This window comes from uncultured Planococcus sp., assembly GCF_947501725.1.
Classification (GTDB): Bacteria; Bacillota; Bacilli; order Bacillales_A; family Planococcaceae; genus Planococcus; species Planococcus donghaensis_C.
Genome location: NZ_CANMXD010000009.1, coordinates 179,244 through 191,316, shown reverse-complemented (window position 1 = coordinate 191,316; position 12,073 = coordinate 179,244). Strand labels below are relative to the sequence as shown.

The following is a 12,073-nucleotide window of genomic DNA, read 5'->3' as shown; positions in this document are numbered from 1 at the left end:
ATGTCTACGATTTTATTTAGAAGAGCTCGGCACAGCAGCGGCCATGGGACGTTTCGGTTCGCCCGGTTTCTTGAGCGTACCGCCCCGCCGGAAATTCCCCATAACTTCCATTGTCTCCGTAATGCTGACGAATGCATTCGGGTCGATCGACTTGATGAGCGGCCGGACATAGGCAAGTTCATAACGCGTGATGACGCTATGGAGCACTTTGACTTTGGTGCCTGAGTAGGCGCCTTCGCCGTCGGTCACCGTAATGCCGCGGTACAAGCTTTCGAGCAATTCTTTTTTGACCGCGTCGCCTTGGCTGGTCACCACCATGAGGCTCAGCTTGATATGGCGCGTGTGTATGCGATCCACGACAATCCCGGTGATGTAGATGGAAGCCATCGTGTACATCGCCAGTTCCCAGGAAAAGATGAACCCGGACATGAAAACTACAACGCTGTTTAGACAAAATACCAAAAAACCGAGCGGGATATCGCGCTTCAGCGTCAACAGCAGCCCGACGATATCGAACCCGCCGCCTGAACCGTAGAACCGGATGATCACACCAGCACCTGCACCGACGATGACTCCGCCGAACACGGAAGACAACAGGGCATCTTCAGTGACTTGCATGATGGGAATGTAAAGCATCGCAATCGATGTCACAGCCACGGAAAAAATACTATTGAGGACAAACACTTTGCCAAGCTTCATCCATGCCAGCATGAAAATCGGTACGTTCAGGACAACCAGCCAAATTCCTGCGTTAATCGGGGTCAGTAACCCCAAAATCATTGCGACACCCGTGACGCCTCCGGATAAAATCTCATGAGGCAATAGAAACAAGTTAAATGCTGCAGCAAGCAGCAATGATCCTGCAAAAATAGCCAACAGGCTATAAACATTCTTCAATCGTACATCTCCGTTCTTTTGTTCATTCGTCTCCAAAAACATAGGGATTGCCCAATAATAGTATTAAGCACAATGTTTCAAATTGTAAGCTCAAATTGATATGAATGCAAGAAATTTGTTTTTTTGGATGGCTTGAAATGAAATTTAAAGAGCGGTGATGGGGGAGTTGAAGTGTTTGGTTGAGAGTAGGGGATCGCTGATGCTATTTTGATTTAATGATTGAGTAAGCTAACTGCTTTTTCTATATGTTAAAATAACCTAAATAAATACTTCTCTAAAGGAGCCCACCTATGCCCATCTATAATAAATTAGTCCGTGATGCCATACCTGAAGTAATCGAAAAAACCGGCAAAAATTTTTCAATCCGCACTCTGGAAGAAGAAGAATATAAGACCGAAGTGAAAAAGAAATTGGGTGAAGAACTAGAAGAATATAAAGAAGCAGCCACCAACGAAGAAGCAGTTGAGGAGTTAGCCGATATCCTTGAGCTTCTTCACGCGGCTGTGAAAATTCACGGTTCTTCTATTGAAGAGTTGGAAAAAGTCCGCAAAGCAAAAGCTGAGAAACGCGGCGGTTTTGAAAAACGCATCTTCCTAATCGAGGTCGAAGATGACTAAGCTGGAACTGGTCACTTCTCAGCTTGTCTCGCATTTGGAGAGGTTATCAAAAGAAGCGGTTGAGATTCAGTGGATTACAGCATTTGCGATGAAGTCGGGTGTGAAAAAGATCATACCTTTCCTAAAGAAAGCGGCTGAAAGAGGCGTATCGATTAAACTACTGGTAGGCGATTACCTGTTTGTCACGCAGCCAGACGCCTTGCAGCTGCTTTTGGAAGAACTGCATTCTGCAGAAATTCGAATCTGGAGGAGCGGCAGTACTTCCTTCCATCCAAAGTCTTATTTGTTCAGAGGGACAGACGCTTCACATTTGATTGTGGGATCTTCCAATTTGTCATCATCTGCATTAACAACAGGAGTCGAGTGGAACTTAATAGCGCCGACTTCTGTGGATGCAGAAGTTTTTGAAGAAGCGGTTATTCAATTTCTGAAAAACTTTTATGCTGAGCAGACGGTCTCTTTGAATGCGGAGACACTTGCAGAATATCGGTCATTACATAAAGCAGCAAATCTCAAACGGCCCATCAGCCCCGTCTGGTCTGAAGTGGAAGAAGTCGAAATGACGGTAGGTCCAGCCTTTCCGCAACAGCTGGAAGTGGCTGAGGCTCAAGTCGCGTATAGCGCTCCGATTTCTCCAAGGCCTGCGCAGCGTGAAGCGCTGGATGCACTGGACAATGTCTTGGCTGAAGATTACAGGCGCGCGATGGTAGTGCTGGCGACAGGCCTAGGTAAAACTTATTTAGCTGCTTTCTTTGCGGAGAAATTCAAACGGGTCTTGTTTGTTGCGCACCGGGAAGAAATACTTACCCAAGCGAAGCAATCATTCCACCATGTTCACCCGGACAGGTCGAGTGCTTTTTATAATGCTTCGGAAAAAAGAACCGATGCTGATTTTATTTTTGCTTCGATCTATACATTAGGCAGCCAATATCATTTAGATCAATTCGAAAAGGATGCTTTTGATTTGATTGTAGTTGATGAATTTCACCACGCAGCAGCTCCGACATATGAGCGCCTGCTCAATCACTTTGAACCAGCGTTCTTGTTGGGGATTACGGCCACGCCTGACCGCATGGACAATAAAGACGTGTATGCGTTATGCGATGGGAATGTGGCGATTTCGATTCATTTTCTGGATGCCATTGAACGCAATTGGCTCGCGCCGTTCAATTATTACGGTGTGTATGATGATACGGATTACTCTGCTATCCCGTGGAAGGGAACCCGGTACGACGAACAGGAATTGCTGCAGGTTCAGCTGCGTGAAGAGTTTGCGCAAAAGATTTTTGAAGAATGGAACCGTTACAGGCAGACAAGAACAATCGTTTTCTGTTCCTCGGTAAAGCAGGCTGTTTACATGAATAATTTCTTTCAGCGCAAAGGCGTCCGGTTGATTGCACTCCATGGCGGATCTCATCCGCAAGAGCGCAAAGCTGCCCGTTCCAAACTGGATTCTGGGGAGCTTGAACTTATATTCACGGTCGATCTATTCAATGAAGGCGTTGATATTCCGAAAGTGGATACACTCCTGTTCATCCGACCGACAGAATCGCTGTCCGTTTATACGCAGCAAATCGGTCGCGGATTGCGGATTGCAGAAGAGAAGTCGCATTGTGTCATCATCGATTTCATCGGCAATTACCGGAATGCAGATCTGAAACTGGCGGTTTTCGACAAGGAAAGCAAGCCGGCGGGAAATAAAGCCACTCAACCACTTTTGCCTCTCCACTGTGAATTTAACTTAGATCTTCAAGTGATTGATTTGCTGGAGGAAATGCGCAGAAAAAGAGCGCCCCGCAAAGAAGCGCTTGTACTGGCCTATCATGATTTGAAAAAGGAAGTTGGCAGGCGTCCGAAGTACTTGGAATTCTACCTTCACGCCAACGTCGATTCCAAAACAGTAAAACAGGAGTTTGGCAGTTACATAGGGATGCTCGCCTATGCGGATGAACTGACGGAAACAGAACAAGACGTCTGGCTGAAATTTAAGGGCTGGTTTTTGGAAGTCGAAAAAACAGGGATGACCAAAAGCTATAAGATGGTCGTCTTGAGTTATATGTTGTCAAAAGGTGCGGAAAGATGGCTTGAACCGATAACAGCGGATGAAGCAGCACCTTTCTTCCATAATTATTTAACTGAAAAAGACTACCGCATGAATATCGACTTCAGTGACGCGCAAGGGAAGCGGCTGCGTAACTTTGACCAAAAGAAAATAGCGGACTTGATTGCACAGATGCCGATGACGAAGTGGAGCGGGAGTGCGAAAGAAGGAATGGTTTCTTTTGAAGATGGTATTTTTAAATTCGATGTTCTAGCTTCAGAGAACGAAAATGAGTCTTTATATAAATGGACTCGAGAGATAGCGGAATATCGGCTGAATGCTTATTTTGAAAGAAAATCAGTGTCTTTGACAGTTAACTGAACTATTACGTAAGTTGACAGTCGTAAGGCGCGGAGTTTCACTATAAAAAAACTGCTGAGCCAGGAAAAAGAACTTTTACCGATTCAGCAAACATGAAAAACTCCCTTTAACCAGTGGCTATTACCTCGTGAAAAAGGTATTATAAAAGCAACTACTGAAGTTCGAATGTCAGTTGATGGACCTTCACGATAGCTGATCAGCTATCAGGTTTTACAAAATTATCTTTGCGGAGGGGACTACAAATTGCCATATCAATTAGGTAAAAACTTTAAGCTTTTTACATTGAATTCAAATCCGGAACTAGCCCAGGAAATTGCGACTGAACTTGGTTGTCCGCTCGGGAAAAGCTTCATCAAACACTTTAGCGATGGGGAAATCCAAATCAATATTGAAGAGAGTGTCCGTGGTAAAGAAGTGTACTTGATCCAGTCGACTTCCCAGCCGGGAAATGAGCATGTCATGGAACTTCTGATTATGATCGATGCGCTGAAGCGGGCATCTGCAGAGACGATCAACGTCGTCATGCCTTATTATGGCTATGCGCGGCAGGACCGGAAAGCAAGTTCGCGTGAACCGATCACCGCAAAACTAGTGGCCAATATGCTGGAAAAAGCAGGGGCTACCCACATCATCACCATGGATTTGCATGCACCCCAAATCCAAGGGTTCTTCAATATGCCGGTTGACCAGCTGCTCGGTGAGAAGATCCTATCGAAGCATTTCCTGGAAAAGGGATTGGAAGATGCCATCGTGGTAGCTCCGGACAATGGCGGTCTGGGAAGAGCCCGCAAACTGGCCAGCCATTTGGACGTTCCGATCGGCTTTATCGATAAACGCCGCATGCAGCCGGGCGAACCTGAAATGGTCAATATCGTCGGAGACATCGAAGGCAAGAACGTTATCATCATTGTGGATATCATCGATACCGCAACGACGATTTCGTTAGCTGCCAATGTCCTGGTTGAAAACGGTGCGAAAGCTGTTTATGCCTGCTGTACGCACGCAGTCCTGTCAGGCCAAGCGGTTCAACGAATCGAAGAGTCGGCCGTTACGGAACTGGTTGTCACTAATACGATCCACGTGCCTGAAGAGAAACGTACACCGAAAATCACGATTCTTTCGGTCGCGCCTTTGTTGGCTGAAGCGATCGAACACGTCCATAACGAAAAACCGGTCACACCTTTGTTTGAATAAACCCAAGTCTTCATATTATCGAATAACCTAAAAACACCGCAGAAAATTCTTCTGCGGTGTTTTTCTGTATTTGTCGCTGTAACTCCCCCTTTTTTATCTTTTGTAAAAAACAAGAACGGAACTTCAAATATATGTAATAATAGAGTTGACCATTAATTGAATTATCAGTAAACCGAGGAGGGAAGCCAAGTGGAATCGAGGAAAACGGCAAAAGAAAGCAGAGAGCACTTAAGACGAAAGGAGCACAAGCGCAATCCGGGAGGTTCCTTGCGTGATGGCTTCGATCGTGTCGCCGGAAACGGCAATGTACCGGACATTGCGGGTGACATGGGCTGGAAAGGCATGCTCTTATTGATACTTATCCTGTTTTTAGGCTACGTCATCTATCAATTCTTCTTCAGTTAAAAAAGAGAATATTCAAGGAGGAAATGGTATGGTTTGGTTGAAAATCGGCTTGTCTCTGGTGATTTTATTCGCCGTAATGGCAGTAGTGAAATTTACTTTGAGAAAGCTCTTTAAGATCGAAAAAGAAAAAACGGAATGGTTTTCTTATAGCCATGTCAACAAAACCCATCAAAAAGTCGATTGGATAGTTAGGATTCTGTCGGCGATTGTGCTGATTGCCATTTCGTACCTGGTCATCTTCAAAGAGTATTCCATCATCTTTTATCTCGTTCCAGTTGTGCTGCTCCTGGTAATAGATTATGCGGTCAGGGCATTTTTTGAATGGAGATACTCGGATCACCCGAAGCAGGCGATCTTGACGATCGGGGAGATGGTGGTTTTTGCAACAGCACTGGCTTTGACCATTCAGTATGATTTGCTGAACTTGGGCTATTGAAAGGTTGTTTTGCAGTGGAAGGCGTTGCTGCGAGTAAAACGAGAAAATCCAAAAACACATCAGTCCTGTTAAAGGACTGGTGTGTTTTACTTTATTCAGCTACAGTACGGTTATTTTTGATGAACAAGGACCCGATCAACCCAATGGCCGCAGCCGTTAATACCGCATAAAACGCGGTATGGGTGCCGGATGCCAAAAATTCTGCTGGATTGGCGGCTCCAAATTCAGCAATATAGCTGTTTTGCCCGGCTGTGAACAAGGTGATGGCGATCGCCGTACCGGCAGCCCCTGCAACCTGTGTCAGGGTGTTCATAGCGGCCGAGCCGTCTGCGTACAGTTTCGCCGGCAGCTGGTTCATCGCATGGGTCTGCGCAGGCATGATGGTCATCGAAATCCCTAAGAACAGCACACAAAGAGCGGCGATTACTTGCCAAACCGGTGTCGTGGCCGAAAGAATCACCAGAAAGACGATGGCCCCCACTGTGATGAAGGAAAATCCGAGACGTGTAAAGATGCGGGCGCCTACCCGGTCAAAATTGGAGCCGACGATTGGTGCCATGATGATATTCAATAGATTGGCTGGGAACATCAATAAGCCGGCGGCAATCGATGTGTAAGCCAGGACACTCTTCAAGTAGATGGGAATCAGGATCGCTACAGAAAGAATGACGAAAAGGGTAAGGAACATCAGCAAGGTCCCGAGTGCGAACATCGGGTACTTGAAAACACGCAGATCGACCATGGGCTGCGGCATCTTTAGCTGACGGATGATGAACAGGCCTAAAGCGGCTGCGCCAACCACGAGCGGAGCCCAAACATTCGGCTCCGTGAATGGCGTTTCGGCCAATGTCGATAAGGAATAGATGATGCCCCCGAAAGCGATGGTGGAAAGCAGCAATGAGCCGACATCAATTTTGGGCTTGGAAATATCCGAGACGTTTTCCATGCTCAAGGCGCCGAGCACCAGCACGATATTCAAGACGACCATGACCCAGAAAATATAATGCCAGCTGCTGGCACTGATGATCAATCCACTGAATGTCGGGCCTAAAGCCGGGCCCGCTGTGATGACCAGGCCGACAATTCCCATCACCGATCCACGTTTTTGGATCGGGAAAATCAGCAGGATCACACTGAACATGAGCGGCAGGAAAATTCCTGTGCCGATGGCTTGGACTAAACGGCCAACCAGCAGTACGAAAAAACTTGGTGAAAGTGCCGCAAGCATGGCGCCCAGGGAAGAAATGAGCAATGCTGCAACGACCAATTGCCGGGTTGAAAACCAGCGGACCAAATAAGCGGATAAAGGAACCAAAATGGCTAAGACCAGTAAATAGCCTGTCGTCAGCCATTGCGCTTTTCCGGCGCTGATGGCGAAATCTTCCATAATGTTCGTCAACGCCATATTCAATGCCGTTTCCCCAAATAACCCGATAAACGAGCCAAGCATCAGAATAGCTGCCATCGTTTTCGGTTTTTTTACTTGTACATGAGATTTCATAAATCGATTTCCTTCTATCTATATGTAATTTTGACTTGCCGGCTTTCTCCAAAAGCCGTTGAGTCACTTTGCAACTATACAAAAACTCTTCTAAGAACTCAATACTATTCCGGCCGTATTTGGAATGATTATGGAAATTCAGACACAATTTCTTCCAAAAATCCTCAAATCATTAAAATTCAATAGTTTATTTGGCTCTGAAGCAAAATAGAAGCAGAAAAATAAATGTGAAGTAAAAAAATGTATGCTTTTTCGTTTTCCAGATTCACGGAACGCTGGGTTTTCGGAGCACAAGCAGCAGCTGAGTAAGGACTGCAAGAACCGGCAATTCAAGCAAGGGTCCAATCACCAGCGTTAATGCAATCAGCGGCTGATCGGGAAATGCGGCCATGGCAATTGCCAGTGCGATGGGTGAATTTCTTGCCAATGTAGTGAGGCTCAGGCTGGCTTGGTCGGGATAGGAAAAATTCAACAGCCGGCCGGTGATTTGGGAAACAATGAAATTCACTATAAAAAACAGCAGGATGGGCACAAGGAGCTGCCCCAATAACTCCAAATTGCCAAGCAGCAGTGTGCCTTGTGAAGCAAACATCGCTGCAATGGCCAAGCTTAGAAAAATCAGGGGCAATGCGCTCAGTTTAGCTGTCAGGTTTTCATTCAGCCAAGTTGAGTTTCTAAAAAGCTTTTTTGTAGCGATGGCCAACAGCAGCGGCAGCAGCAGTACGATAAAGATGCTCTCCATCAAAAAAGTCAGCTCAACTTTTCCAGTAGTACCGCTGAAAAGGAGCAGGTAAACAGGCAGCAGCACAATTTGGAGGAGCAGGTTCACCGGAAGGATGGCAGTGGATAAGACCACGTTTCCTTTAGCGATTCCAGTGAAGACCAAATACCAATCCGTACAGGGTGTCACCATCAGCATGATGAATCCGATGTACAGGGCTGGTTGGTCTCCCAGGAACAGCGAAGCCAGGAACCAGGCCAAAAGCGGTGTCCATAAAAAATTAATCAGCAAGGAAGCAGAAGCGAACCGGGTGTTGCCGAAAGCCTGCTTCACTTGTTGGAGCGGAATTTGCAGGAAGGTGAGGTAAAGCATGAGCATCAGTAAAGGAACGATGAAATGCTCGGCATTTGCCTCAATCCCATCGATTCGCCCCAGGCCAATGCCGATCACCGCAGCAGATAAAATTATGACTGTATATAGCTTTTCAACTACGTTCATCGTTGCTTCACACCTGACTCGAACAGAATAGACTTTGATTTCTATATTATCATAACTGGCCGTTTCTAAATGCCGGCGCATCCATGGGCAGGTCGAAGCGGTACACAAAAGGAAGCTTCTTAAATTCAATTTATATAGAAGGAGTTTTTTCGTTCTCTTCCAATTGCAACGGTTCTTCTGAATGGCGGGAATCACCAGCTTCATTATTTTGATTCTGAAAATTAACCTTTGAACCGATAAAGAAAAATCCGCCTACAATCAGCCCATAGAAAATCCAGCCGCTGATTTTCAGATAGATCAGTATTTCCCCGTATCCTTCGACACCATTGGAGTGGATCAGCCAGGCTTTCAGCGAATTTTGAAAGAAGCTGTTAAAGAAGAACAGGCCGGTCAACAGCTGGAACCACATGAAAATCTTCTTTTGCGAGAATAATGCCTGACTCGCTTTCCGTGAATAGCCTTGAAGGTAAACGAAATCTACAGCAAATCGAAGAGCCAGCGGTTTTTTGATCAAGATTGAGATCAGAAAAACGGCTCCATAGCTATATCCTAAATAGACTTGGTTCCAAAGCATGCTTTCGGCATCTCTCGAAAGCAAATTGATCAACGTACCGAGAAAAAGGGATAGCAGGACGGAAAGCCCGGCAATATTGAATTGGCGTTCCAATACGAAACGATAAACTGTATAGAAAAATCCAGGAACGGTCGAAAGCAGCATCGCGTAATATTCTCCAAAAGGCTCCTGGCCATATTTCCAAATAAAGTAGGGGAGTGCTATGTAAAATACGATATCGAGAATGATGAATTTTTTCATCACGTTGATCCTGCATGTTCATAATAGTATTGAGTGGCCTGGTCAACAAAGTTGATGACTTCCTGTTCAAATTGAAAAAAACGAAGATGAGGCTCTCTTTTCTTGTTCAAATCCCACACTTTTTGAGCAAGATCTAAATTCTCTTCATAAAATTTAGCGACAAGTTCCATCCATCTTCGGGCTAACTCTTGGGCAACGGGGCTTTTGGGGTCCTGATAGAGATTTGTCCGAACATCCTCTATGAGCACGGTCCAAGGGTTCTCTGCTTCGTTTTGATCTTCGATTTGAGTAAATTTATTTAGTACCTGTTGTTCCTCCTCCGAAAAGTATTTTTCCCATAGCTCTATAAGGGGGCTTTTATCGGCTGGGAAAGTAGAGAAAGTCTCAAATACAGCTTTCCAATCGGCAGGTTCTTGGGTCTCGAGTATGGCCAGCAGCGTATCGATGGAAGTCTCCATCTTCCTGAGTCCATCTTGTTCCACTTGAATCATTTTCTTGCGCATCCCCAATACCTTCCGCAAATCGAACTCGCGATTGGAAAGGAATTGATGGATGGTTTCTAAGGAGAATCCGAGATCTTTGAGCATTAATATCGTATGTAGTTTGGATATATCTTCATCTGTATAAAAGCGGTGGCCTGCCTGGTTTTTAATGGTCGGCGGCAATAAGCCGATTTCATCGTAATACCTCAAGGCACGAACCGAGATATGGCTGATCTTAGCAAGTTTTCCGATGGAATACATGATCTTCCTCATTTCCATTATGTAGTTATTTCAATTATAAAACCTTCCGTAACGGCATGTGCAAGAAATCATTACATTACTCAGTAGAGAGATGAGAAAATAGAAAAACCATTTATGGATATTTTTAGTATAATTGTTTAAAGGGAAATAGGAAGGAAGATACGATGAAATACCTGATAAACGAAGAGCACTGGGATTTGGATGGTTACGAAGAGCAAAAAGAAAAGCTTTTAGACAGGTTTAATCAAGAGACAGCGACTTTCTTAAAGAATAATTCATTTCATGACGGCAAGGTCGTATCGATCAATATATTGAATCAGGAGAACGAAGAGGCGAAAGATCCGACGGCGATAAAAATGGTGATCGAGCACTATAGCGGAGGAACTTATGAAATTCAATGGGCGCATGTCCGAAAGTTCTTCATGGACTATGACATCACCCGAAATGTATTCGAAGACGCTCCGCATAAAATCGTGTTTGGCGGCAGGCGGGGTCTTGATGAATGGGGCTATGATGAACTTCTTCCATTAAGCAAAAAGAAACTCCAGCATGAGATTCTTTTGTTTTCCCGGACGACTATTGTAATCCATTGCTCAAACGTGAAAATCAGAAAAATTAAAGCATAAGTGCAACTTCATCCTAACTAATCCGTAGTTAAGGGAAGGGGGTATTCATCTTGGCGCTTTTTGCTCATACGACGACACGGTATGTACTTTGGTCTTTTATTATTTTCTTATTGCATTTAACCGGCTCACTCACTATTTTCACATTGCTGATCATTTCTCTTCTATTAGTTTGGAGCAACTATTTTTTCGAGAAGGCTGGAAAAGAAAAAGAACTTGAAAATAAACTGTTTGAGTGGCTGTGGCTTCCGATTTTAGTCGGAACGGTAGCTTTCGTTTTATATCATTACGTTTTTTAGAAGACTACATAGAACCATCTGGAGAAGCTGGAATAGGAGCGGATGGAAGGAGGATGCAATTTGCTTAATATAGGAGACATAATTTATACTTTACTGTTTTTTATAGCGGTAGTTTTCATTTTTTCATTAGTGAAAAAGAAAATGTCGAGGTGATGGAGCTTGGATAAGAAAATTTTAAAATCCTTATTGCTGATTTTGGGGATTTCTTCGGCTCTTGTGTGCATCGGAATCAGTATTTATATGTATAAGAATCCATTAGCTGCAAACGGCCAGTTTTTAACACAGATACCCTTTGTGCTGATTATAACTACACTTGTTTCAAGCATCGCGTTCAATCGGTTAAGAAAAAACGATAGCAAAATCCACTTGAAGTAAATGAAGTGATTTTCCAGAACAGACACAGGAGGCGATGACAATGTTCAATGAAGAGCCGAAATGTTCCATATGCAACAAGGAAATCGAAGGAAACGAAGTCGTATTCATCAAGATGCGCTATCCGAAACGAAAAGGCTTTACTGAAGTGAAAGCTTATTTGAAGAACGAAGGACAGTTTATCTGTGAAGGCTGTTTCGAAAAAGATAAGTCTTAAGATTCTTGGCGAGTAAAATGTCATGCGTCATGAAAAAGAAGAGAGGGAAATGTCCCTCTCTGCTTCCTATTCTTCGTCTTCTTCTTTGCCATCCTTGTTGTCTTTGAGGTCGATTGTGAATCCGTCTTCTTGATCCGGATCTGCATCCCGCACTTCAAATGAACAGCCGGCCAATAATAATGCCGCTAAAGCTAGTAAAAACAACTTCCTCATGGTGAACCCCTCCCATCCTCTACTCTTTCCGAAATCGTGTTGACTTGTTATACGTGTGATTTCGCGAAAGGTTTCCAAAATTTTGGAGATAATTCTCTTTT

15 protein-coding genes are annotated in these 12,073 nt (G+C 44.5%); 9 read left to right on the top strand and 6 right to left on the bottom strand.

What is annotated here, in order from left to right; translation table 11 throughout:
• Nucleotides 1-12: 12 nt before the first annotated feature.
• Nucleotides 13-897 carry a YitT family protein gene (locus Q0785_RS14390; RefSeq protein ID WP_298831112.1) on the bottom strand — a complete coding sequence of 295 codons (885 nt, stop codon included), beginning with the start codon at nucleotides 895-897 and terminating at the stop codon, nucleotides 13-15.
• A gap of 290 nt (nucleotides 898-1,187) precedes the next feature.
• On the opposite strand from Q0785_RS14390, the gene Q0785_RS14385 reads away from it, so the two are divergent.
• The 5 genes from Q0785_RS14385 to Q0785_RS14365 all read left to right on the top strand — a co-directional run bounded on the left by Q0785_RS14385 (nucleotide 1,188) and on the right by Q0785_RS14365 (nucleotide 5,971).
• Nucleotides 1,188-1,514 (top strand): nucleoside triphosphate pyrophosphohydrolase, encoded by a 327-nt coding sequence (locus tag Q0785_RS14385; RefSeq protein ID WP_298831110.1) that lies wholly within the window; start codon nucleotides 1,188-1,190, stop codon nucleotides 1,512-1,514.
• On the top strand, nucleotides 1,507-3,936 hold the full coding sequence (locus Q0785_RS14380) for a DEAD/DEAH box helicase family protein (protein WP_298831107.1): 2,430 nt from the start codon (nucleotides 1,507-1,509) through the stop codon (nucleotides 3,934-3,936). The genes Q0785_RS14385 and Q0785_RS14380 overlap by 8 nt, the downstream gene beginning before the upstream one ends.
• Nucleotides 3,937-4,179: 243 nt before the next feature.
• Entirely contained in the window at nucleotides 4,180-5,130 is a 951-nt protein-coding gene (locus Q0785_RS14375; protein ID WP_298831104.1) for a ribose-phosphate pyrophosphokinase, read from the top strand.
• A 189-nt stretch (nucleotides 5,131-5,319) separates the two neighbouring features.
• The gene (locus Q0785_RS14370) at nucleotides 5,320-5,535 is read left to right on the top strand and encodes a DUF6366 family protein (protein WP_298831102.1); all 216 of its coding nucleotides are present in this window, start codon (nucleotides 5,320-5,322) and stop codon (nucleotides 5,533-5,535) included.
• Between the two features lie 28 nt (nucleotides 5,536-5,563).
• A complete protein-coding gene (locus tag Q0785_RS14365; protein WP_298831099.1) occupies nucleotides 5,564-5,971 on the top strand; it encodes a DUF4181 domain-containing protein in 408 nt (135 codons plus the stop codon).
• Nucleotides 5,972-6,062: 91 nt separating this feature from the next.
• Here Q0785_RS14365 and Q0785_RS14360 read toward each other — a convergent pair whose 3' ends face one another.
• The 4 genes from Q0785_RS14360 to Q0785_RS14345 form a co-directional block, all read right to left on the bottom strand.
• Nucleotides 6,063-7,472: a DHA2 family efflux MFS transporter permease subunit gene (locus Q0785_RS14360; protein ID WP_298831096.1), complete on the bottom strand. Its 1,410-nt coding sequence runs from the start codon at nucleotides 7,470-7,472 to the stop codon at nucleotides 6,063-6,065.
• 265 nt (nucleotides 7,473-7,737) lie between these two features.
• A complete protein-coding gene (locus Q0785_RS14355; protein ID WP_298831093.1) occupies nucleotides 7,738-8,691 on the bottom strand; it encodes a bile acid:sodium symporter in 954 nt (317 codons plus the stop codon).
• 130 nt (nucleotides 8,692-8,821) lie between these two features.
• Nucleotides 8,822-9,505 (bottom strand): VC0807 family protein, encoded by a 684-nt coding sequence (locus Q0785_RS14350; RefSeq protein ID WP_298831090.1) that lies wholly within the window; start codon nucleotides 9,503-9,505, stop codon nucleotides 8,822-8,824.
• Nucleotides 9,505-10,248 (bottom strand): MerR family transcriptional regulator, encoded by a 744-nt coding sequence (locus Q0785_RS14345; RefSeq protein ID WP_298831087.1) that lies wholly within the window; start codon nucleotides 10,246-10,248, stop codon nucleotides 9,505-9,507. The genes Q0785_RS14350 and Q0785_RS14345 overlap by 1 nt, the downstream gene beginning before the upstream one ends.
• 164 nt (nucleotides 10,249-10,412) lie before the next feature.
• Between Q0785_RS14345 and Q0785_RS14340 the strand changes: the two genes are divergently transcribed.
• From Q0785_RS14340 to Q0785_RS14325, 4 genes are all read left to right on the top strand, one after another.
• Nucleotides 10,413-10,874: a hypothetical protein gene (locus Q0785_RS14340; protein ID WP_298831084.1), complete on the top strand. Its 462-nt coding sequence runs from the start codon at nucleotides 10,413-10,415 to the stop codon at nucleotides 10,872-10,874.
• 50 nt (nucleotides 10,875-10,924) lie between these two features.
• Nucleotides 10,925-11,170: a hypothetical protein gene (locus tag Q0785_RS14335; protein ID WP_298831079.1), complete on the top strand. Its 246-nt coding sequence runs from the start codon at nucleotides 10,925-10,927 to the stop codon at nucleotides 11,168-11,170.
• Between the two features lie 159 nt (nucleotides 11,171-11,329).
• Nucleotides 11,330-11,545, top strand: a complete 216-nt coding sequence (locus Q0785_RS14330; RefSeq protein WP_223636576.1) for a hypothetical protein — start codon at nucleotides 11,330-11,332, stop codon at nucleotides 11,543-11,545.
• Nucleotides 11,546-11,585: 40 nt separating this feature from the next.
• Nucleotides 11,586-11,759 (top strand): Fe3+ hydroxamate ABC transporter substrate-binding protein, encoded by a 174-nt coding sequence (locus tag Q0785_RS14325; RefSeq protein WP_298831071.1) that lies wholly within the window; start codon nucleotides 11,586-11,588, stop codon nucleotides 11,757-11,759.
• Nucleotides 11,760-11,825: 66 nt separating this feature from the next.
• On the opposite strand, the gene Q0785_RS14320 is transcribed toward Q0785_RS14325, so the two are convergent.
• Nucleotides 11,826-11,972 (bottom strand): lipoprotein, encoded by a 147-nt coding sequence (locus Q0785_RS14320; RefSeq protein WP_298831068.1) that lies wholly within the window; start codon nucleotides 11,970-11,972, stop codon nucleotides 11,826-11,828.
• Nucleotides 11,973-12,073: the final 101 nt, after the last annotated feature.